This is a genomic window from Pseudomonas sp. AFG_SD02_1510_Pfu_092, assembly GCF_003331055.1.
In the GTDB taxonomy this organism is placed as follows: Bacteria; Pseudomonadota; Gammaproteobacteria; order Pseudomonadales; family Pseudomonadaceae; genus Aquipseudomonas.
The window spans coordinates 1-19,847 of record NZ_PUQD01000017.1; the positions used below are offsets into that span (position 1 = coordinate 1).

Here is a 19,847-nt window from a genome sequence, read left to right on the forward strand (position 1 = left end):
GGCTCCGCGTTGAATTCTTCGCGGGCGCGCCCGCTCCCACAAAGATCGCTGTTCGGCTCACCGGCAGCAACGGGTCGGAAGCGGACGATCGCGACTGACCGCTAACGACCCATAGCTGCCCTTCGCGAACACCGGCATAGCAGGTGCCATGTGGCCTGCCAAAGAATATTCGAGCGCCGCCATCAGGCAAACCTGCAAACGGTCGTTGCGCTGCGCTCGATCAAACCCGACCCGGTGCCTAGTTCGCCGGCAAGAGAATCACAAAATTCTTTTTCATGTCTTCCAGCACGGTCCATTTGCCCTTGGCGCCCGGTTCGATAATGAACGTATCGCCAGCGGCCAGTGTGACCGGGGCGCAACCGTCAAGTTCGATGACGCAGCAGCCACTCAGCACATGGCAGAACTCCCAGACTTTGTAGTCGATGCGCCAGGCTCCGGTGCTGGCCTCCCATTCTCCGCAAATGCGACCTTGCTGTTCATCGTGATAGTACTTGGACGTCAGCGTATGCGGGGTGCCTTCCACGACTTCTTCAAAGAAGGGCAGGTCGCGCACCGGTTGAATATCCAGTTCGCGGAACACGGTCAGTGTGTTGTTCATGGTTTTTTCTCGAGCACGTTGTGGTTAGGGCGATACATCAAATAGGCTTCACCGGTTACGTCGAGCATCGGGTGCGGCACGATCTGGCAAGTTTTGACGATTTGAAAACCGTGCCGTTCGTAGAAGCGGCGTGCACCGTGGTTTTCTGCGTAATCGATCAGGCATAGCCCATCCAGGCCAGCGTCCTCGGCGCGTTGCTGGGCATGGCGAAGAAACTGGGCGCCCAGCCCCTGGCTGCGCCAGGCCTCATCCAGGGCCAGGCTGGAGATGTACAAGGTGTCGGGTATTTCCATGTCGGAATAAGGCGCGAGGACCGGGTCTGTCTCGACCTGCCTGTCAGGGGCCTCACGCAACGCATAGCTATGCATCATGCCGATGACGCGCCCTTCGAAAGTGGCCATCAGGCAGTTCTTATAGGAAAAGTCGCCCTGGTCTCTGGCATAGCGAGACGCACCGACACTCAGCAATGCTTCTCCAGGTGCGGCAAGCTTGCTCCAGATGTAATCGGCCATGCCCTCCGATGTCAGTTGAAAGAAGCGCGCAATATCCTGCGCGTCCGAGGCTTGAGCGGGCCTGAAGTCGATAGGCATGTACAGAGCTCCCATGGGATCGGGTAATTGGTTTTCAAGGAATTACGCCTTTGACGGGGAGGTAGAGTAGGCGGGTTGAACGATGCCCATCATGCTCTGGGCGAACACCGTCAGCACGGCGTGCGACGCTGCCCGTGCGCAAAGGCACGTTGCGGTCTTGTGGCCAAGGCCTGGGGAATCGATCGAGAATCAGGGGGGCGCTGCGCGCCCCATCGCCGGCAAGCGCGGCTCCCACAGGGATCGCGCCAATATTTAAAAGTTGAGCAAGATACAAGCCGGCTTGCCGGCGATGGGGCCTGCATTGACGCCCAGGCATTTTGCTCGAATCTCACCACGCGATCGGCGTGCCGTCCCAGGCCCAGAAAGTACCGCTCTGCGCCGGGCCGTGGCGGCTGACCAGGGCGAGCATGCAGCTCGCGGCAAACGCGGGCGAAAACAGCTTGTCCGGCGCCACATTGCCCTGAAAGGGGCGGGAAAGCTGGGTATCGGTGGTGCCCGGATGCAGCGAGAGTAGCGTCGAAGCGGGGTTCAGCCGCTTGAGTTCGATGCTCGCCGTGCGCAGCAGCTGGTTGAGCGCGGCCTTGCTGGCGCGGTAGCTGTACCAGCCACCCAATTGGTTGTCGCCGATCGAGCCGACCCGGGCCGACAAAGCGACAAAGGCCATCGGTTGCTTACGCAACAGCGGCAGCAAATGTTTAAGCAGCAGGATCGGGGCGAAACAGTTGGTGGTGAAACTGCTGAGCAGCCCGGCCATATCCAGCTGTGCCAGGGTTTTTTCGGCCCGTGCGGGCGCTTCTTGCAGTACGCCCAACGTGCTGAATACCAGGTTCAGTTGGTCGCAGCAGGTACTCACCTCGGTTGCCAGTGCTTGCAGTGCGTGTTCCTCACGCGCATCGCAGTCGATGCGAACCAAGCGTTGCGGGTGTTCTCTGTACAGGACTTCCAGCGCAGGGCTGCTGGTCGCGCGTCGCGATACGGCGAACAGCAGCCCGATGTCGTCCCGCGCCAGCAGCTGCGTGCACAGTGCAAGGCCAATGCCCTGGCTGGCGCCGCAGACCAGCACGTTGGCGGGGGTGTGAAGGTCGTTGATCAGGCTCACTGGATAATCCCCCTTGCTGGGCGATGAACGGGACGTCGGCCGCGGTAACTCAGAGCAGGATGTAGTCGCTGTATTGCCGTACGCCATCATGGGCGCCTTCGGTCAGGTGCACGTAACGGCCGCTCACCAGATCGATCGGCAGGCAGTCGTCGACGTCCAGTACGGCATCGGTATGCGCTTTGAGCCAGCCCGCCTGCAGGCGTTGCTTGCCCATTGCCTTGGCTTCGGCCTTGTCCCTGGCCACCACCAAGAGGTAGCGGTGGGCCTCGCCAAATACCCTTTGCTCGTAGCCGCCAAGGTTGATGAAGAACAGCCGGGGCTCATCCGGGCCAGGGGCCAGCTGGCTAAATTCGACACGGTAGCGGTCAATGCCGCTGACTTCCATCCACGAGTCGATGTGCAGGCCCGCGCGGCTGCCGAACCACGCCTGGCGCAGATGCGGGTATGCCTGTTGAAGTGAATCCGCCTGCGCGAACAGCACATCGTGAACCTCGATACTGGCCCGAGGATGGCGTCCGCCGAGCATGACCACGAACAGCATGAGCGATTCCTTCTTTTTAAATCTATACAGTGAATGCATAAAACTGTACATGATGCTAATATTGTACAGTATTTAGCGGCGCTCGAGGTCAGTATGGCGCATTCAGCTCGTTGGTCCGGCCTTTGCCTGCTGCTGATGACGGCCTTGTCCGCAGCGGCGGACTGGCGAGCGGAGCTGCCGGCGGCACAACGGCTGGGCGGCGGCGAGTTCAACTGGTTCGGCCTGCGCCTTTATACCGCACAGTTATGGGCAGCAGAGCCGGTCCAGGGCTGGAACCAGCCTTTTGCCCTGGAGCTGCTCTATCACCGGGTATTGTCCAGGGACAGGCTGGTCCAGGCCAGCCTCGAGGAAATGCAGCGCCTGGATGGCGACAGCATGACGCCGCAGCGGCGCGCAGCCTGGACCCAGGCCATGCAGCAGGCATTTGTCGATGTGCGCCCGGGCATGCGCATCACCGGCCTGTACCTGCCGGGGCAGGGCTGCCGCTTCTACGTCGACGGCAAACTCCGCCACGCCGTCGCCGACCCGGTGTTCGCCCGGGCGTTCTTTGCCATCTGGCTCGATCCGCGGGCCAGGGACCCACAACTGCGTCAGCGTCTGCTAGAGGGCATACCATGAACCTGATCGCGCTTAACCAGCTGGTCTCGACCGGTGCGGCAAAAGAGCTTGAACTGTTGTCGCTGGAGGGCGGTTTCTACCTCCTGCGCGCCTTGACCGACACCGGCCCCATGACCTTGAGCGATGACCATGGGCAACCCGTTCGGGTGCGCTCGACGACCGAGTTGCGGCAACTGCTGGCCGACCTGCCAGCGGTGCCCTGCATGCTGGTACAGCAGGTGGTGCACGATGAAATGTGCGGGCAACGTGACGGCCCCATCGCGCCGCTGCGGGTGCCGGTATCGCTGACCAGCCAGTGGTAGCCTGAACGGTGCGCCTGGGCCTGGTGCTGGGTGACCAGCTGTCGTTCGACCTGGCAAGCCTGGCCGCCCTCGACCCTGGCCGCGATGCCGTGCTGATGGCCGAAGTGCAGGAGGAGGCCCGGTACGTGCCGCATCACCCGCTGAAGATCGTGCTGATCTTCAGCGCCATGCGTCACTTTGCCCAGGCGCTGCGTGAGCGCGGTTGGCAAGTGCACTACGTGGCGCTCGACGCGGATGGCAACAGCGGTAGTATCGTTGGTGAGTTACGGCGCTGGCAGCAAGCCTTGGGCGCCACGCACATTCACCTCACCGAGTGTGGCGAGTGGCGCCTGGAGCAGGCGTTGCGCGAGGCTGCGCTGCCGCTTGTGTGGCATCGCGACACGCGTTTTCTGTGTTCCCGCGAAGCCTTCGCGCGCTGGGCCGAGGGGCGTCGCCAGTTGCGCATGGAGCATTTCTATCGAGGCATGCGCAAGCGCACCGGCCTGCTCATGACGCCTGACGGCAGCCCGGCGGGCGGGGCCTGGAATTTTGATGGCGATAATCGCAAGGCCTTGCCGCGCCAGCTGCGCGGGCCATTTGCCGCGCATTTCGCCCAGGACCAGATCACCGCAGCAGTGGTGGCCCTGGTACGTCAGCGCTTCAGCGACCACTACGGCGAGGTCGATGGCTTCGACTACCCGGTGACGCATGCCGAGGCGCAACAGCTCTGGCAGCACTTTCTGGATTTCGGCCTGGCGGCGTTCGGGGATTACCAGGATGCGATGGCCGAGGGCGAGCCGTACCTGTTTCATGCGCGTATCAGCGCAGCACTCAACATCGGCCTGCTGGATGTGCGTCGTCTATGCAGTGATGTCGACGAGGCCTGGCGCGCGGGGCGGGTGCCGCTGAATGCGGCGGAGGGCTTCATCCGCCAGTTGATCGGCTGGCGCGAGTACGTGCGCGGCATCTACTGGCTGCGCATGCCGGGCTACGCCGGGCTCAATCACCTGAACAACCAGCGGGCGTTGCCCGACTTCTACTGGACCGGGCGCACCCGTATGCGCTGCATGCAGCAAGCCATCGGGCAGACCCTGCGGCTGGGCTACGCGCACCATATCCAGCGGCTGATGGTGACCGGCAACTTCGCCTTGCTCGCCGGCATCGTGCCAACGGCAATCTGCGAGTGGTACCTGGCGGTGTACATGGATGCCTTCGACTGGGTCGAGTTGCCCAACACGCTGGGCATGGTGATGCACGCCGACGGCGGTTACCTGGGGTCCAAACCCTATTGCGCCAGTGGTCGTTACATCCAGCGCATGTCCGATCATTGCAAGGCGTGCAGTTACCGGGTCGATCAGGTGAGCGAGGAGAGTGCCTGCCCGTTCAATGCCTTGTACTGGCACTTCCTCATTCGCCATCGCCCGCTGCTGTCGGCCAACCCGCGCCTGGCGCTGATCTATCGAAGCCTCGATGGCATGCCGGCTGGCCGTCGCGATGCGGTATGGCAGCGTGGCCAGGCGCTTCTGGCACGGCTCGATGCGGCGCAGGAGGTTTGATGTTGGGGCCGCTTCGCGTCCCATCGCCGGCAAGCCAGGCTCCCACAGGTACCGTTTGAACCCGAAACCAGCGCAGTACCTGTGGGAGCGGGCAAGCCCGCGAAGCAGGCGACGCGGTGGATGGCACCGGCTACGCCGGTGTTCGCGGCCGCGGCCGCTCCCACAGGGATCGCGCCAGCTTTTAGAAGTTGGCCAAGACAGTTGCTCCCACCTCGACCGCGTCGTCCTCATGCCTCGCGCGGTACCTGTGGGAGCCTGGCTTGCGGCGATGGGCTGCGCAGCAGCCCCGGTTCGCTATCGGGCAGGCATCAGCCTTTTGCCGCGAGGCGCGCCAGCAGCGGCAGGGCGCAGGCCCATATCGGCATCAGCAGCAGGCCGGTTTCCAGCTCGCCCAAAGGCAGGGCGACATCCGCCAGCCTGGCGCCGCCCAGATAAGCCAGTGGCCCACCCAACGCGCCCAGCAACGCACCGCGCCGCCAATGCCTGCCAGCCCAGGCCAGGCTGTGCCGCATGCCGCTGGCCAGCACCCACCACAACAGCGCAAGCCACAGCGGCAGTGGCCAGCTGTCGAACCCGAACACGCCCAGCGCCCCCAGCACACCATCGAGCACGCAACCAGCCGATGTTACCCATAACAAGGTCCTGACCTCGGCGTTGAGGTCCGGGCACAGGCGCAGGTGCATGGCCAGGCCGGCAAGCACCAGCAGCAACAACCAGGGGCGTTCGGCGCCGAGCACGCAGGCCCACCAGCCAGCCTGTAGCCACAGGGCATTGGCGAGCAGCCAGCGGCCCGGCATCAGGCACTGCCAGGCAAGGGCGCGCGGCGCGCCTGCGGCGCTGCCCAGAGCAAGTGGGCAACGCCGATGGCACGCTCCTCGAAACCGCCTTGGCAATAACACAGGTAGAACTCCCACAAACGCTGGAAGCTGTCGTCGTAGCCAAGCTCCATCAGCTCCGCGCGGGCCTGGCGCAGGTTGTCCCGCCAGTGGCGCAGGGTGTGGGCATAGTCCAGACCGAAGTCGTCCATGTGTACCAGGTTGAGCGCGGTGTGCCGGCTGGCGGTGTCGAGCAACACGCTCAGCGAAGGCAGGGCGCCGCCGGGGAAGATGTAGCGCTGGATGAAATCGACCGAGCGCCGCGCCTGGGCATAGCGCTGGTCGCGGATGGTGATCGCCTGCAGCAGCATCAGGCCTTCGGGCTTGAGTAGCGCGGCGCACTGGCGGAAGTACACCGGCAGGTAACGATGGCCGACAGCTTCGATCATTTCGATCGAAACCAGCTTGTCGAAGCAGCCGCGAAGGTCGCGGTAGTCTTCGCGCAGTACGGTCACGCGCTGCTCCAGCCCCAGGGCCTGAACGCGCGCCAGGGTATGGCTGTACTGCGCTTCGGAGAGCGTGGTGGTGGTGACCTTGCAGCCGTAATGGGTGGCGGCGTGGATCGCCAGGCTGCCCCATCCGCAGCCAATCTCCAGCAGGTGGTCGTCAGGGCCCAGTTCAAGCTGCTGGCAAATGCGCTGCAGCTTGTGCAACTGGGCCTGTTCCAAGCTCTGCCCGGGGTGCTCGAATTGCGCTGCCGAATACATCATGGTCGGGTCCAGCAGCCGTTCGAACAAGGCATTGCCCAAGTCGTAATGCGCCAGGATGTTGCGCCGGGCGCCGCGCCTGCTGTTGCGGTTGAGGCGGTGCAGCAGGCGCAGGGCAGGGCGGCCGAAGCGGGCCAGGCCGCCCTCGAGCGCATCGAGCACGGCCAGGTTGGCGACGAACAGGCGCGTCACCAGCGCCAGCTCGGGGCTTCGCCAATAGCCATGGATGTAGGCTTCGCCAGCGCCGATCGAGCCGTTGCCGGCAATCAGGCCCCAGGCGGCGTCATCAAGGATTTCCACCTCGGCCTGCAACGGGCTGTCGGCATCGCCGAAACTCCATTGCTGCCCGTGGCTGAGCAGGCGCAGGTGGCCGTGGCGCAACTTGCCCAGTTGGGCGAGTACCGCGCTTCGCGCCAGCCCGCCAAACAAGGGCGCCAGGCCTGCGAACTTGCTAACGCTCAGGGTGGTGTTGGACATCATCAGGGTCCTCGCAGGTTTGGCCGAGCGTCAGGTTGCCCTGGCTGGCGCTGTGGTCATGGATGGGCGTGCGTTTGCACAACAGGCGTAGCGCCTGCCAGTAGATGGCCGAGAGGGTGCGCAGGCTCATCCAGGGGAAGGCCAGCACGTATCGGTGCAGCGCCGCTCGGTTCAGTGGCTGGCGGCGCAAGGCCAGGTCGGCCTCGAACAGCTTGCGCGCGCCTTGCCAGTTCTCCATGTGGATGCGTACACGGTCCGCGTCCAGGCAGAAGCGCAGGCGATAATCCATGTCGCGCGGCATGAACGGCGATACATGGAAGGCCTTGGCGACGCTGAAGGGCTTGGCCAGGTTGCCTTGTACCGGCAACACGTAGTGGTAGCGTTCCCGCCACGGCGTGTTGCGCACCTCCAGCAGAATCGCCGCCAGCTCGCCGTCGCGGTCATGGCAGAAATAGAAGCTCACCGGGTTGAACGACAGCCCCCAGCAACGCAGTTGCGTGAGCAGGTGCACCGGGCCTTCCGGCAGCTGTCCGGTGGCCTTGCGCACCAGCAAGCGTGCGGCCTGCGCCAGCGTCTCGCCGTGGCGGGTCTGTGCGGGCAGGTAGTCGCTCTGGCGCCAGCTCAGCGGTGCCAGGCGCCCGCGTTTCAGCCAGCGCGACAGGCCCAGCAGCCAGGCTTGCTCGTCCAGGTCCAGGTAGAACATGCCGATGCGGTAGCGGAACGCGTGGGGCCGCGGCGCCAGGCGCCGGTGGCTGACCCAGCCCAGGCAAAGGCTGCTGTTCACAGGCGCTCTCCGAAATGCGCGGCCACCTGCAGCGCACTGACCACGCCGTCCTCGTGAAAGCCGTTGCCCCAGTAGGCGCCACAGAAGTAACTGTGTTGACGGCCCTGCAGTTGCCCCTGGCGGGCCTGCGCGGCGGACGCGGCAACGCTGTACTGCGGGTGGTCGTAGCGGAAACGGGCGATGATCTGCGCCGGGTCCACCAGCGCGGTCTGGTTGAGGCTCACGCAGAAGGTGGTCGGCGAGTGGATACCTTGCAGGATGTTCATGTTATAGGTCAGCGCGGCAGGGGCCTGCTCGGGGCCGCCAAGGCGGTAGTTCCAGCTGGCCCAGGCGTTCCTGCGACGGGGGAGCAGACGGGTATCGGTGTGCAGCACCACATCGTTGCTGGCATAGCCGATGGCGCCGAGCACGGCCCGCTCTTGCGGGCTTGGCGTTTCCAGCAAGGCCAGGGCCTGGTCGCTGTGGCAGGCGAACACCACGTTGTCGAAGCGCTCGGTGCCGGCCGCACTCACCAGGGTGACGCCCCCTTCGTCGCGGCTGACCCGGTACACCTTGCAGTTGAGGCGGATGCGTTCGGCGAACGGTCGGCACAGCGGCGCGACATAGCTGCGCGAACCGCCTGCGATCACCCGCCATTGCGGGCGCTGGTTGACCGACAACAAGCCGTGGTTGCGACAGAAGCGCACGAAGAACGCGAGGGGGAAGCCGAGCATGTCGGCACGCGACATCGACCAGATCGCCGAGCCCATCGGCACGATGTAATGGTCGATGAAGCGCTGCCCATAGCGCTGTGCCTGCAGGTAGGCGCCGAGGGTGGCGTTGGCATCGATGCGCTGGTTATCCAGGTCGGCGAGCGCCTGGCGGTTGAACCGCAGAATATCCCGCAGCATCCCCCAGAACCCGGGGGACACCAGGTTGCGGCGTTGGGCGAACAGCGTGTTCAGGTCGTGGCCGTTGTATTCCAGGCCCGTGACCGGGTCATGCACGGAGAAACTCATCTCGGTCGGCCGCGAGGCGACGTTCAACTGGTCGAGCAAACGGATGAAGTGCGGGTAGGTCCAGTCGTTGAACACGATGAACCCGGTGTCTATCGCATGGCGTTCGCCCTGCCAGACCACATCGAAGGTATGCGTATGGCCGCCGATCCATTGTTCGGCCTCGAACACCGTGACTTCGTGCTTGCGGGACAGCAGGTGCGCGCAGGTCAGCCCTGCGATGCCGCTGCCGATGATGGCTATGCGCATGGATCATCATTCCTGTTCATGACGGGCAAGACGTTGCCCCAGCGCCAGGCGCAGGCGCGCGGGCAGTGCGCCGAGCAGGCGCAATACCAGGGTGAAAAACCAAGGGAAACTGATTTCCAGCGGGCGCCCAGGCAGGCGCCTGGCGATGTGCCGGGCGGCGCGTTGTGCCGACCACAGTTGCGGCATGGGGAAATCGTTACGGCGGGTCAGCGGCGTGTCGACGAAGCCTGGGTTGACCAGGGTGACAGCGATGCCCTCGCCGGCCAGGTCGATGCGCAATGACTCCACCAGGTAACGCAAGGCGGCCTTGGACGCGCCATAGGCACCGGCGCGCGGCAAGGCCAGCCAGGTCACCGCGCTGCCCATCACCAGCAAATGCGGGCGATGACCGGCACGAAGCAGGGGCAGGGCGGCGGCCAGGCAGTGGCTGACCGCCAGGACATTGGTGCGGATCACGCGCTCGACCAGGGCCGGGTCGAAATGGCCCGGTTCCAGGTACTCGCAGGTGCCGGCATTGAGAATCACCGTGTCCAGTGCGCCCCAGGCCTGCGCGATGCGGTTTGCGATCGCGGTTACCTGCGCAGGGTCGTCCAGGTCGCCCAGGGCCAGCAGTACCTGCCCGGGGAAGCGTTCAGCCAACGGCGCAAGGCGCTCCGCGCAGCGGCCGCCCAAGGCCACCTGGTGGCCCTGCTCCAGCAGCTGTTGCGCAAGTGCGGCACCGATACCGCTGCTTGCGCCAGTCAGCCAGCAGCGGCTCATGCGAGCCGCCCTTTGAGCCAGCGGATGGCGCCGCCCATGAGTGGCACGTGCTCGTAGAGCAGGGCAGCGGCGTCGAAATAGTCCTGGTGAAAATGGACCCGCTCATGCCATTGCAAGAAGCTGCACCCTTGCAGGCTGATCGGCTGACCGCGGCACAGGCGTGGGTGGCGGAACTGCAGGGTCCAGCGCAGGTAACCCTGGCCAGGCGTCACCTCGTCGAGGCTGGAGAAGGCATAGCGGATATCGTGGGCGTTGCCGTACAGCTGCGCGAAGTACCCGCGCAGAGCGGGCAACCCGTGTATCTGATGCAGCGGGTCGCGGAACGTGACGTTCTCGCTGTACAGCTTTTCAAGTGGCTCGAGGTTGCCCCCGTCGAGGCTGGCAAAGCGCTCGGCGAATTGCTGCAGGTACGCTGACATGCTGGGCTCCAGAGAATCCTGTACAAAAAAGATTTGTTGTACAGGTATAACTGAAGCCTAAGCGTAAATCTATACAAGTCAACGCTTTTGTACAGGTTTTTTCAGTGCTCGGCCTGGCCCAGTTGCCGGCGCAGTTCCGCCACTTCGGCCTCCAGTTCGCGGACCTTTTCTTCGGCAAACACCTGCGCTGTGACGTCGCGCTGGATGCCGATGTAGTAGGTCAGCTGGTCGGCCTCGTTGCGCACCGGGGTGATGGACAACTCGTTCCAGAACAGGCTGCCGTCCTTGCGGTAGTTGCGCAGCACCTGGCAGCAGGGGCGGCCTTCGCGGATCGCCTCGCGGATGTTTTCCAGCGCGGTCTGGTCATGGTCTACGCCCTGAAGAAAACGGCAGTCCTGATAAAGGATGTCGTCGACACGGTAGCCGGTCAGGCGCTCGAAGGCCGGATTGGCATAGATGAGGATGCTGTCATTGCCTTCCTGCTCGGCAACGACGATGCCATCGTTGGAATGCTCGACCATCAGTTGCAGGAGTTTCGCGTTGATCATGGGGTTCACCTACAGGCATTTGGTGTGCGATGTGCTGCATGATGAACCAAGGCGCCTCGCCGCAGAAGCGGCATATGGGTTTAGAATGTGCCACCCCCCGGAAAACTTTCGTTATGACTGACCCAACCCCAGCCGATTTGCTCCCCATGCGCGATGTGGTCAGCCTGACCGGCATCAATCCGGTGACCTTGCGTGCCTGGGAGCGCCGCCATGGGTTGATCAGCCCACAGCGCACCGAGGGTGGCCATCGCCTGTACACGGCCCAGGATGTCCAGCGCATACGCGACATCCTGCGCTGGACCGCCAATGGCATATCCATCAGCAAGGTCGGCGATATGCTCGCCAGCCAGCCAGAGCCGTCCGCGCAGCAGCACTCGGCCTTCGACGATTGGCGTGCCGCCGTGGTGCGCGCCACCAGGGCCTTCGATAGCCAGGCGCTGGAAGGTATTCACGGGCAGCTGTTCACCCTCCTGCCCAAGGCCAGCGTACTGCACGACGTGCTGATGCCGGCCTGGCATGAGCTGGCGGCAGGCACGGCGCCAGGCCAGCGCAGCCAATGGCTGTTTCTCGACATGTTCCTGCGCGCCCGCCTGCTGCTGCGCCTGCAGCTGAACCAGGCCGATGCACCACGGGTGCTGCTGGCAGGTACCGAGGGGCAAGCCGAACTGCAGCTGTTGTGCGCCGGGCTGCTGTTGAGCGGCGAGCAACAGCGTATCGAAGTGCTCGGTTGCGGGCAGCCGCTGGAAGAGCTGCCCATCCTGTGTGCGGCGATGCAGCCTGCGGCCCTGGTGATCAAGGTGAAGGCGCCGGTGAACCCGGCCTTGGCCAGGCGCCTGCGGACGTTGCAGATGCAGATCGCTTGCCCGCTGGCCTTGACGGGCGAAGGGCTGGCCGCTTCGCAGCTGGCCTGGCAGGGGGTCCCGCCGTGCCTGCTGGACGAGCAGCGCGCCGATGCCGCCGCCATGCTCGGCGCCTTGCTCAGGGGTCGCCTGGACCTTTGACCCTGGCCCCTGCGGGCGCCTAATCCCGGGCAGCTTGCCCAAACCGACGACGAAGGGGGCTGTTCAGTGTGCTCCGAAAGGAGTACAAATGTGCTCCATGGACAAACTAACCCCAAAACGCCGCGCGATCTTCGAGTTCATCCGTGAGCGTATCGCCGACCATGGCCAGCCGCCGAGCCTGGCCGATATCGCCACGCGCTTCGGTTTTGCCTCGCGCAGCGTGGCGCGCAAGCACATCACCGCCCTGTGCCAGGGCGGTTACATCGATGTCACGCCGAACCAGGCGCGCGGCATTCGCCTGGCCGAACCGCTGCGCCGCCCGGAAATCCTCGAAGTGCCAGTGCTGGGCCAGGTGGCGGCAGGTGCCCCCATCGGCCCGGACCTGGGCATCCACGAGCAGTTGCTGCTCGACCCCAGCCTGTTCCGCCGCACCCCCGACTACCTGCTGAAGGTGCGTGGCGACTCGATGATCGACGACGGCATTTTCGATGGCGACCTGGTCGGCATCCGCCAGCAGGCCGACGCCCGCGACGGCCAGATCGTGGTCGCGCGCCTGGATGGCGAGGTGACCATCAAGCGCCTGCAACGCCAGGGCAGTGGTTACCGGCTGCTGCCACGCAACCCCGCCTACGCGCCGATCGAGGTGCGGCCTGAACAGGCGTTCTTCATCGAAGGCGTGTTCTGCGGCTTGCTGAGGCGTGACTGATGGGCGCCGTGGTCGACCTCGACAGGCTGCTCGACCAGCGCCGGGTATGGCGCGGTCGCCAGGCCCAGGCGCGGCCACTCGGGCTGCAGCCAACGGGCCATGCCGCCCTCGACCAGCGCCTGCCGGAAGGCGGTTGGCCGGCAGCGGCCCTCAGCGAACTGTTGCTGGCCAGCCCCGGCGCTGGCGAATTGCAGTTGTTGTGGCCAACGCTGGCCCGCCTCAGTGCTGAAGGTGGCCGGGTGGTGCTGGTAGCGCCGCCGTTCATCCCTTACGCCCCGGCCTGGCAGGCCGCCGGGGTGGACCTGCGCTGGCTGGTGCAGGTGGCCGCCGACCCTGGCGATGCCCTGTGGGCCGCCGAGCAGTGCCTGCGTTCCGGCAGTTGCGCGGCGGTGCTGTGCTGGCCGGAGCGTGCCGATGATCGCGCCCTGCGGCGCTTGCAGGTGGCCGCCGAAACCGGCCAGGCCCTGGCATTCGCCTGCAGGCCGCAGCAGGCGGCGCACAACCCTTCACCGGCAGCGCTGCGCATCGCCGTCGACACCCGCCCGGCGCAATGGCGCGTGCTGAAAAGCCGTGGCGGCATGCCACCGGCGCTGCCCATCGCCTGCCCGGGGCGGGGCTGATGCAGCATGCTCTGGGCCTGCATCCTGCTACCGCAGCTGGCGCTGGACACGGTCCTGCGCGAGCGCGACGACCCTGATACCCCCCTGGTGCTGCTTGGCGGGCCGAGCCAGCGGCGCGTGCTGCAGGCGGTCAACCCGGCGGCCGCGGCGCTCGGCCTGCGCGCCGGGCAAAGCCTGACCGCTGCGCGCGCCCTGGCCGAAGGTTTCACCTGTGTCGAAGCCGACCCCAAGCGTATCGACCAGGTGCAGCAGCTGTTGGCCGCCTGGGCCTACCGCTTCAGTGCCCAGGTCAGCCTGCACTACCCACGGGCGCTGTTGCTGGAGGTGGGTTCCAGCCTGCAACTGTTCGGGCCCTGGCCGCAATTTCAGGCGCGCCTGCGCCAGGAACTGGCTGAACTGGGCCTGCGCCAACGCATCGTCCTGGCCAGCAACCCGGTGGCGGCACGCATGCTTGCCAACGCTCACGATGGCCTGGCCGTCTGCGATGCCGACGCCACCCGGGCGGCGCTGCTGGGCATGCCCATCGAGCGTGTCGGCTTACCGGCGCAGGCTGCCGAAGCCTTTGCCCGCATGGGGCTGCGCCAGTTGAGCCAGGTGCTGGCCTTGCCCCGTGACAGCCTGGCCAAGCGCTTTCCGGCGCAGGTACAGCTGCACCTCGACCAGTTGCTCGGCCTGCGCAACCTGGGGCTGGGCTTCTACCAGCCACCGGACCGCTTCGAAACCCGGCTGGAGCTGAATTTCGACGTCGAGTCGCACCAGGCCCTGCTGTTCCCGCTGCGGCGCATGCTCAACGACCTTGCCGCGTTTCTCGCCGGGCGTGACTGTGGCGTCCAGCGCTTCTGCCTGCACCTGGAGCACGTCGAAGGGCCGGATACCTTGCTCGAGGTAGGCCTGCTGGCCGCGGAACGCGATGCGGCGATGCTGTTCGAACTGGCGCGCGGGCGCCTGGAGCCACTGCGCATTCCCGCCCCGGTGCGCAACCTGCGCCTGGTTGCCGAGGACCTGCCTGCTTTCGTGCCGCAACACCAGGCCTTGTTCGACCCGCGCGCACAACAGGCGCAACCCTGGGAACAATTGCGCGAACGGTTGCGCGCGCGCCTGGGGGACGAGGCGGTCAAGGGCCTGAGCGCGGCAGCCGATCATCGCCCCGAATGTGCCTGGCACACGGTAGAGCAGGGGGCCCAGGGCAGCCTGCCGGTAGCGCCCGGCAGCCGCCCTGGCTGGCTGCTGCCGGCGCCCATGGCGCTGGACGAGGCCGGCTACCGGGTGCAGGGCCATGCCGAGCGCATCGAGTCGGGCTGGTGGGATGGCGGCGATGTGCGCCGCGATTACTACCGCATCGAAACCCGTGACGGCCTGCGCGGCTGGGCCTACCGTGACCTGAGCCAGGCCGGCCCGTTGTGGCTGCAAGGCTGGTTCGCATGAGCAGCGCGGGGTATGCCGAGCTGCATTGCCTGTCCAACTTCAGCTTCCAGCGCGGTGCGTCGAGCGCCGACGAGCTGTTTCGCCGTGCGCGCGAGCAGGGCTACCAGGCCCTGGCGATCACCGACGAGTGCACCCTGGCCGGCATCGTCCGGGCCTGGCAGGCGGCGAAGACGCACGGGCTCCGGCTGATCGTCGGCAGTGAAGTGCAGTTGCAGGACGGCCCCAAACTGGTGCTGCTGGTGCAGGACCTGCGCGGCTACCAGAGCCTGTGTGGGTTGATCACCTGCGCCCGGCGGCGGGCGCAGAAGGGCGAGTACCAGCTGTTTCGCGACGACCTGCAGCAGCACCATCAGGGCCTGCTGGCCTTGTGGGTGGCCGATGAAAGTGACGATATCGCCCCCGGGCAGTGGTTGCGCAGCGTGTTCGGCGAGCGCCTGTGGCTGGCGGTGCACCTGCACCGCGGCAGTGATGATGCCTTGCGCCTTGAGCGCAGGCGCGACCTGGCGGCCAGGCTCGGCATCCGCGCCGTGGCCTGTGGCGATGTGCACATGCACGTGCGCGGCCGCCGCGCCCTGCAGGACTGCATGACCGCCATCCGCCAGCATTGCCAGGTCGCCGAGGCCGGGCGCTTTCTGTTCGCCAATGGCGAGCGGCACCTGCGCAGCCAGGCGCAACTGGGCGAACTCTATCCCCCCGAGCTACTGGCCGAAACCCTGGCCATCGCCGCCCGCTGCCAGTTCGACCTGAGCGAATTGCAGTATCAGTACCCACGCGAACTGGTGCCGCAGGGCCACACCCCGGCGAGCTGGCTGCGCGAATTGTGCGAGCAGGGTTTGCCGCTGCGCTGGCCAGCTGGGCCGAGCGACAAGGTGCGGGAAGTGCTGGCCAAGGAGCTGGCGCTGATTGAGGAGCTGGGTTACGAAAGCTACTTCCTGACCGTGCACGACATCGTCGCCTTCGCCCGCAGCCAGCGCATTCTGTGCCAGGGGCGGGGTTCGGCGGCCAACTCGGTGGTGTGTTTCGTGCTGGGCATCACCGAACTCGACCCCATGCAGCATCACCTGCTGTTCGAGCGTTTCCTGTCGCGCGAGCGCAACGAGCCGCCGGATATCGATGTCGACTTCGAGCACGACCGGCGCGAAGAGGTTATCCAGTATGTGTTCCGGCGCTATGGCCGGCACCGCGCGGCGCTCACGGCAGTGGTCAATACCTACCATGCCGCCGGTGCGGTGCGCGATGTGGCCCGGGTGCTGGGGTTGCCCGCCGACCAGGTGGATGCCCTGGCCAAATGCTGCGGCCGCTGGAGCGACCGCATACCCGATGACCAGCGCCTGGCCGAGGCCGGTTTCGAAGCCAGCAGCCCTTCGCTGCGGCGGGTGCTGGTGCTGGCCGGTGAACTGATCGGCTTCCCCCGGCACCTGTCGCAGCACCCGGGCGGGTTCGTTATCTCGCAGCAACCGCTGGACGAGCTGGTGCCGGTGGAAAATGCCGCGATGGCCGAGCGCACGGTGATCCAGTGGGACAAGGACGACCTGGACATGGTCGGCCTGCTCAAGGTCGATGTGCTGGCGCTGGGCATGCTCAGTGCCTTGCGTCGTTGCTTCGATCTGCTGCAACGCCACCGTGGCCAGCAGTTGACCCTGGCGACCATCCCGGTTGAAGACCCGGCCACCTACGCGATGATCAGCCGTGCCGAGACCATGGGCGTGTTCCAGATCGAGTCGCGTGCGCAAATGGCCATGCTGCCTCGGCTGCGCCCGAAAACCTTCTACGACCTGGTCATCGAAGTGGCGATCGTGCGCCCCGGGCCGATCCAGGGCGACATGGTTCACCCATACCTGCGCCGGCGCCTGAAGCAGGAGCCGGTGACCTACCCCTCGCCGCAACTGAAGGCAGTGTTCGAACGCACCCTGGGCGTGCCGCTGTTCCAGGAACAAGTGATGGAACTGGCCATGGTCGCGGCCGATTACAGCCCGGGCGAGGCCGACCAGTTACGCCGCAGCATGGCGGCCTGGAAGCGTCACGGCGGCCTGGAACCGCACCGCGAGCGGCTGATACAGGGCATGTTGCGCAACGGTTACGCGCTGGCGTTCGCCGAGCGCATCTTCGAGCAGATCAAGGGTTTTGGCAGCTATGGTTTCCCCGAATCGCACGCGGCCAGCTTTGCCTTGCTGTGCTATGCCAGCAGCTGGCTGAAGTGCCACGAGCCGGCGATTTTCACCTGCGCGCTGGTCAACAGCTGGCCGATGGGCTTCTACAGCCCCGACCAGTTGTTGCAGGAGGCCCGCCGCCAAGGCATCGAGGTACGCCCGGTCGACGTTTGCCACAGCGAGTGGGATTGCACCCTCGAGGCGGATGCCCGCGGCATCTTGGCCATTCGTATGGGCTTGCGCCTGGTACGGGGCCTGGCCGAAGCTAGTGGCAGGCGCCTGGAGCAGGCGAGGGCGCAGCGCCCCTGGCGTGACGTTGATGATCTGTGCCTGCGTGCCGGCCTCGACCCGCGTGCCCGCGCCCGGCTGGCCGATGCCGGCGCGCTGCGTGCCTTGGCCCGCGACCGGCATCAGGCGCGCTGGCAGGTGGCGGCGGTGCAGCCACAACTGCCGTTGTTCGCCGATGTGGCCGCCGTGCCGGAAAGCACTGTCGAACTGCCTGTACCTACTGTGGGCGAAGACCTGAGGGCCGATTACCACACCTTGGGGACCACGCTCGGGCCGCATCCGTTGGCCTTGTTGCGTTCACGCCTGAGGGCGCTGGGTTGCCGCAGTTCGCACGAACTGCAAGACGTCGGGCATGGCGACAGTATTGCCGTGGCCGGGCTGGTGGTAGGCCGCCAGCGGCCACAGACGGCCAGCGGGGTGACCTTCGTCACCCTGGAGGACGAACACGGCATGCTCAACGTGGTGGTGTGGCGCGACCTGGCCGAACGGCAAAGGCGGGCGCTGGTGGGCTCGCAGTTGCTCAAGGTCAGCGGGCGGCTGGAGCAGGAGAATGGTGTCAGGCACCTGATTGCGCGCCGGCTGGAAGATATCAGCCCGCTGTTGCGGGGGCTGGATGTGCGCAGCCGGGACTTCCATTGACCAAGGTGCGGTGAGGTTCTGTGGGAGCGGGTTCACCCGCGAACACGGGCGAAGCCCGTGCCACCCATCGTGTTGCCTTCTTCGCGGGTAAACCCGCTCCCACAGGGTGCCGTGCCAGCAATCAGACCATCGCCAAGCGCTGCTTGCGCGTCGGCGCCGGGAACGCCAGGTCGATCGCGCGCAGGTCTTCGCGGGTCAAGGTCAGCGCCGCCGCCGCTGCATTCAAGCGCACGTGCTCGGGCGACACGGCCTTGGGAATGGCGATCACCCCGTCATGGCGGGTCACCCAGGCCAGGCTGACCTGCGCCGCCGTGGCCCCATGGCGCTCGGCGATCTGCCCCAGCACCGGGTGCTGCAACAGGCGCCCGGCCTGGGCCAGCGGGCAGTAGGCCATGATTGGCAGGGCGCGTTTTTCGCACCAGGGCAACAGGTCGAACTCGATGCCACGCTGGGCCGGGTTGTACAGCACCTGGTTGGTGGCGCAATCGGGGTTGTGCAGTTCGCGCAGGTCGTCAACATCGAAATTGGACACCCCCCAACGCCTGATCTTGCCTTGCTCGCGCAAGCGCTCGAACGTTTCGACGGTTTCCTCCAGCGGGTACTGGCCGCGCCAGTGCAACAGGTACAGGTCGATGCACTCGGTGCCCAGGCGGCTGAGGCTGCGCTCACAGGCATCCGCCATGCTGCGCCGACCGGCATTGTGCGGGTACACCTTGCTGACCAGAAACACCTGGTCGCGGCGCCCGGCAATGGCCTGGCCAACCACTTGCTCGGCACCCCCTTCGGCATACATTTCGGCGGTATCGATCAAGCTCAGGCCAAGCTCGATGCCCTGTTGCAAGGCCGCCACCTCGGCAGCCCTGCGGCCTGGGTCTTCACCCATGTACCAGGTGCCCTGGCCGATGGCCGGAACGTTGCAACCTGCCAGTTTCACGTAACGCATGTCACCTCCGGGATACGGGTATGCGTAAGCAGTACCTCGAGCAGCGCTTGCGCCGCAGTGGAAAGCTTGTGTTCGCTGAGGGCGATCACGCCGATGCGGCGCTCGACCGTGGGCTCGACCAGGGTCACGCAGCGGGCGCCGAGTTCCTGCATCTGGTTGATGCACAGCGCCGGCACGGCACTGACCCCCAGGCCGCTGGCAACCATGCGGCCGATGGTCGACAGCTGGTGGCTCTCGAATGCCACCGCCAGTTTGCCGTGGCGGGCGGCGATGTTCTGCTCCATCAGCAGACGCACCGCCGAAGGGCGTTGCAAGGCCACGAAGTCTTCGGCCAGCAGTTGTGCCCAGCTGACCTCGGGCAACTGCGCCAGGGGCGAGTCGGCGGGCACCACGGCGACGAAGCGGTCCATGTACAACGGGTGGAAGTCCAGGCCATCGATGTTGTCCGGTTCAAAGCCGATGCCCAGTTCGACGCGGCGATGGCGCACCAGTTCCTGCACCTGTTCGTTGATCACGTCGTGCACGGTGACGTTGACCTTGGGGTAGCGCTGGCGAAACACCTTGAGCGAGCGGGGCAGCAGGTTGCCGGCAAAGGCCGGCATGGCCGCCACCGAAACCCGGCCCAGCTGCAGGGTGAAACGCTGGCGCAGCATTTCTTCGGTATCGTCCCAGTCGGCCAACAGGCGCCGCGCCAGGGGCAGCAGCACCTCGCCCTCGGCGGTCAGGCTGACACTGCGCGTGGTGCGGCTGAGCAGGGCGCCGCCCAGGTTTTCTTCCAGCGCCTTGATGGTCAGGCTGAGGGCCGGTTGCGAGACATGCAGGTGTTCACCGGCCTGGGCAAAGCTCTGGTACTTGGCCACGGCGACAAAGGCACGCAGTTGCTTGACGTTCATGACGAGGCCTGTTGGTTGTTTTGCAAAAGTTATCAATCAATGAATAAAACAAAATTAACAAATCAGTCGCTTGCGGTGAAGATGTC

Annotated in this window: 21 protein-coding genes; 8 read left to right on the top strand and 13 right to left on the bottom strand. The window is 65.7% G+C overall.

Features of this window, described 5'->3' with window-relative positions; all coding sequences use genetic code 11:
• Positions 1-238: 238 nt before the first annotated feature.
• From C6A77_RS10075 to C6A77_RS10090, 4 genes are all read right to left on the bottom strand, one after another.
• Complete coding sequence (locus C6A77_RS10075) at positions 239-598, bottom strand: cupin domain-containing protein (protein WP_114169331.1); 360 nt, start codon at positions 596-598, stop codon at positions 239-241.
• Positions 595-1,188 (bottom strand): GNAT family N-acetyltransferase, encoded by a 594-nt coding sequence (locus tag C6A77_RS10080; protein ID WP_241507405.1) that lies wholly within the window; start codon positions 1,186-1,188, stop codon positions 595-597. Before C6A77_RS10080 ends, C6A77_RS10075 begins: the two co-directional genes overlap by 4 nt.
• A gap of 328 nt (positions 1,189-1,516) precedes the next feature.
• Positions 1,517-2,287, bottom strand: a complete 771-nt coding sequence (locus tag C6A77_RS10085) for an SDR family NAD(P)-dependent oxidoreductase (RefSeq protein WP_114169333.1) — start codon at positions 2,285-2,287, stop codon at positions 1,517-1,519.
• A gap of 49 nt (positions 2,288-2,336) precedes the next feature.
• Positions 2,337-2,828, bottom strand: coding sequence for a DUF1543 domain-containing protein (locus C6A77_RS10090; RefSeq protein WP_114169334.1), 492 nt, complete (start codon positions 2,826-2,828; stop codon positions 2,337-2,339).
• Positions 2,829-2,921: 93 nt separating this feature from the next.
• On the opposite strand from C6A77_RS10090, the gene C6A77_RS10095 reads away from it, so the two are divergent.
• From C6A77_RS10095 to C6A77_RS10105, 3 genes are read left to right on the top strand one after another with little or no spacing between them, the layout of a single operon-like run.
• Entirely contained in the window at positions 2,922-3,446 is a 525-nt protein-coding gene (locus tag C6A77_RS10095) for a chalcone isomerase family protein (RefSeq protein ID WP_114169398.1), read from the top strand.
• Entirely contained in the window at positions 3,443-3,748 is a 306-nt protein-coding gene (locus C6A77_RS10100; RefSeq protein WP_114169335.1) for a DUF6482 family protein, read from the top strand. Before C6A77_RS10095 ends, C6A77_RS10100 begins: the two co-directional genes overlap by 4 nt.
• Positions 3,749-3,756: 8 nt before the next feature.
• On the top strand, positions 3,757-5,283 hold the full coding sequence (locus C6A77_RS10105) for a cryptochrome/photolyase family protein (RefSeq protein WP_114169336.1): 1,527 nt from the start codon (positions 3,757-3,759) through the stop codon (positions 5,281-5,283).
• A gap of 308 nt (positions 5,284-5,591) precedes the next feature.
• Here the strand turns inward: C6A77_RS10105 and C6A77_RS10110 are convergent, their stop codons facing one another.
• From C6A77_RS10110 to C6A77_RS10140, 7 genes are all read right to left on the bottom strand, one after another.
• On the bottom strand, positions 5,592-6,080 hold the full coding sequence (locus C6A77_RS10110; protein WP_114169337.1) for a DUF2878 domain-containing protein: 489 nt from the start codon (positions 6,078-6,080) through the stop codon (positions 5,592-5,594).
• Complete coding sequence (locus C6A77_RS10115; protein ID WP_114169338.1) at positions 6,080-7,342, bottom strand: cyclopropane-fatty-acyl-phospholipid synthase family protein; 1,263 nt, start codon at positions 7,340-7,342, stop codon at positions 6,080-6,082. The genes C6A77_RS10110 and C6A77_RS10115 overlap by 1 nt, the downstream gene beginning before the upstream one ends.
• On the bottom strand, positions 7,317-8,126 hold the full coding sequence (locus tag C6A77_RS10120; RefSeq protein WP_114169339.1) for a DUF1365 domain-containing protein: 810 nt from the start codon (positions 8,124-8,126) through the stop codon (positions 7,317-7,319). The genes C6A77_RS10115 and C6A77_RS10120 overlap by 26 nt, the downstream gene beginning before the upstream one ends.
• Positions 8,123-9,370, bottom strand: a complete 1,248-nt coding sequence (locus tag C6A77_RS10125) for an FAD-dependent oxidoreductase (protein WP_114169340.1) — start codon at positions 9,368-9,370, stop codon at positions 8,123-8,125. Before C6A77_RS10125 ends, C6A77_RS10120 begins: the two co-directional genes overlap by 4 nt.
• 6 nt (positions 9,371-9,376) lie before the next feature.
• Positions 9,377-10,129: an SDR family NAD(P)-dependent oxidoreductase gene (locus C6A77_RS10130; RefSeq protein ID WP_114169341.1), complete on the bottom strand. Its 753-nt coding sequence runs from the start codon at positions 10,127-10,129 to the stop codon at positions 9,377-9,379.
• Positions 10,126-10,548, bottom strand: a complete 423-nt coding sequence (locus tag C6A77_RS10135) for a nuclear transport factor 2 family protein (RefSeq protein WP_114169342.1) — start codon at positions 10,546-10,548, stop codon at positions 10,126-10,128. Before C6A77_RS10135 ends, C6A77_RS10130 begins: the two co-directional genes overlap by 4 nt.
• Positions 10,549-10,649: 101 nt before the next feature.
• Positions 10,650-11,096: a PAS domain-containing protein gene (locus C6A77_RS10140; RefSeq protein ID WP_114169343.1), complete on the bottom strand. Its 447-nt coding sequence runs from the start codon at positions 11,094-11,096 to the stop codon at positions 10,650-10,652.
• Positions 11,097-11,209: 113 nt separating this feature from the next.
• Here C6A77_RS10140 and C6A77_RS10145 point away from each other — a divergent pair, with 113 nt between their 5' ends.
• From C6A77_RS10145 to C6A77_RS10165, 5 genes are all read left to right on the top strand, one after another.
• Positions 11,210-12,097 (top strand): MerR family transcriptional regulator, encoded by an 888-nt coding sequence (locus C6A77_RS10145; protein WP_114169344.1) that lies wholly within the window; start codon positions 11,210-11,212, stop codon positions 12,095-12,097.
• Positions 12,098-12,185: 88 nt separating this feature from the next.
• The gene (gene lexA, locus C6A77_RS10150) at positions 12,186-12,803 is read left to right on the top strand and encodes a transcriptional repressor LexA (protein WP_114169345.1); all 618 of its coding nucleotides are present in this window, start codon (positions 12,186-12,188) and stop codon (positions 12,801-12,803) included.
• Positions 12,803-13,423 carry a translesion DNA synthesis-associated protein ImuA gene (gene imuA / locus C6A77_RS10155; protein WP_114169346.1) on the top strand — a complete coding sequence of 207 codons (621 nt, stop codon included), beginning with the start codon at positions 12,803-12,805 and terminating at the stop codon, positions 13,421-13,423. The genes lexA and imuA overlap by 1 nt, the downstream gene beginning before the upstream one ends.
• A 6-nt stretch (positions 13,424-13,429) precedes the next feature.
• A complete protein-coding gene (locus C6A77_RS10160) occupies positions 13,430-14,848 on the top strand; it encodes a DNA polymerase Y family protein (protein WP_114169347.1) in 1,419 nt (472 codons plus the stop codon).
• Positions 14,845-17,925, top strand: coding sequence for an error-prone DNA polymerase (locus tag C6A77_RS10165; RefSeq protein WP_114169348.1), 3,081 nt, complete (start codon positions 14,845-14,847; stop codon positions 17,923-17,925). The genes C6A77_RS10160 and C6A77_RS10165 overlap by 4 nt, the downstream gene beginning before the upstream one ends.
• A 121-nt stretch (positions 17,926-18,046) precedes the next feature.
• Here the strand turns inward: C6A77_RS10165 and C6A77_RS10175 are convergent, their stop codons facing one another.
• Both C6A77_RS10175 and C6A77_RS10180 read right to left on the bottom strand, forming a co-directional pair.
• A complete protein-coding gene (locus C6A77_RS10175; RefSeq protein WP_114169349.1) occupies positions 18,047-18,868 on the bottom strand; it encodes an aldo/keto reductase in 822 nt (273 codons plus the stop codon).
• Complete coding sequence (locus tag C6A77_RS10180; protein ID WP_114169350.1) at positions 18,856-19,761, bottom strand: LysR family transcriptional regulator; 906 nt, start codon at positions 19,759-19,761, stop codon at positions 18,856-18,858. The genes C6A77_RS10175 and C6A77_RS10180 overlap by 13 nt, the downstream gene beginning before the upstream one ends.
• Positions 19,762-19,847 lie beyond the last annotated feature (86 nt).

Excerpts from the sequence above, each read along its gene's own strand:
- C6A77_RS10180 (WP_114169350.1), bottom strand. The coding sequence starts at position 19,761 with ATGAACGTCAAGCAACTGCGTGCCTTTGTCGCCGTGGCCAAGTACCAG.
- C6A77_RS10100 (WP_114169335.1), top strand. The coding sequence starts at position 3,443 with ATGAACCTGATCGCGCTTAACCAGCTGGTCTCGACCGGTGCGGCAAAA.
- C6A77_RS10135 (WP_114169342.1), bottom strand. The coding sequence starts at position 10,548 with ATGTCAGCGTACCTGCAGCAATTCGCCGAGCGCTTTGCCAGCCTCGAC.
- C6A77_RS10145 (WP_114169344.1), top strand. The coding sequence starts at position 11,210 with ATGACTGACCCAACCCCAGCCGATTTGCTCCCCATGCGCGATGTGGTC.
- C6A77_RS10080 (WP_241507405.1), bottom strand. The coding sequence starts at position 1,188 with ATGCCTATCGACTTCAGGCCCGCTCAAGCCTCGGACGCGCAGGATATT.
- C6A77_RS10175 (WP_114169349.1), bottom strand. The coding sequence starts at position 18,868 with ATGCGTTACGTGAAACTGGCAGGTTGCAACGTTCCGGCCATCGGCCAG.
- C6A77_RS10115 (WP_114169338.1), bottom strand. The coding sequence starts at position 7,342 with ATGTCCAACACCACCCTGAGCGTTAGCAAGTTCGCAGGCCTGGCGCCC.
- C6A77_RS10140 (WP_114169343.1), bottom strand. The coding sequence starts at position 11,096 with ATGATCAACGCGAAACTCCTGCAACTGATGGTCGAGCATTCCAACGAT.
- C6A77_RS10130 (WP_114169341.1), bottom strand. The coding sequence starts at position 10,129 with ATGAGCCGCTGCTGGCTGACTGGCGCAAGCAGCGGTATCGGTGCCGCA.
- C6A77_RS10095 (WP_114169398.1), top strand. The coding sequence starts at position 2,922 with ATGGCGCATTCAGCTCGTTGGTCCGGCCTTTGCCTGCTGCTGATGACG.
- lexA (WP_114169345.1), top strand. The coding sequence starts at position 12,186 with ATGTGCTCCATGGACAAACTAACCCCAAAACGCCGCGCGATCTTCGAG.
- C6A77_RS10165 (WP_114169348.1), top strand. The coding sequence starts at position 14,845 with ATGAGCAGCGCGGGGTATGCCGAGCTGCATTGCCTGTCCAACTTCAGC.
- C6A77_RS10160 (WP_114169347.1), top strand. The coding sequence starts at position 13,430 with ATGCTCTGGGCCTGCATCCTGCTACCGCAGCTGGCGCTGGACACGGTC.
- imuA (WP_114169346.1), top strand. The coding sequence starts at position 12,803 with ATGGGCGCCGTGGTCGACCTCGACAGGCTGCTCGACCAGCGCCGGGTA.
- C6A77_RS10110 (WP_114169337.1), bottom strand. The coding sequence starts at position 6,080 with ATGCCGGGCCGCTGGCTGCTCGCCAATGCCCTGTGGCTACAGGCTGGC.
- C6A77_RS10075 (WP_114169331.1), bottom strand. The coding sequence starts at position 598 with ATGAACAACACACTGACCGTGTTCCGCGAACTGGATATTCAACCGGTG.
- C6A77_RS10090 (WP_114169334.1), bottom strand. The coding sequence starts at position 2,828 with ATGCTGTTCGTGGTCATGCTCGGCGGACGCCATCCTCGGGCCAGTATC.
- C6A77_RS10125 (WP_114169340.1), bottom strand. The coding sequence starts at position 9,370 with ATGCGCATAGCCATCATCGGCAGCGGCATCGCAGGGCTGACCTGCGCG.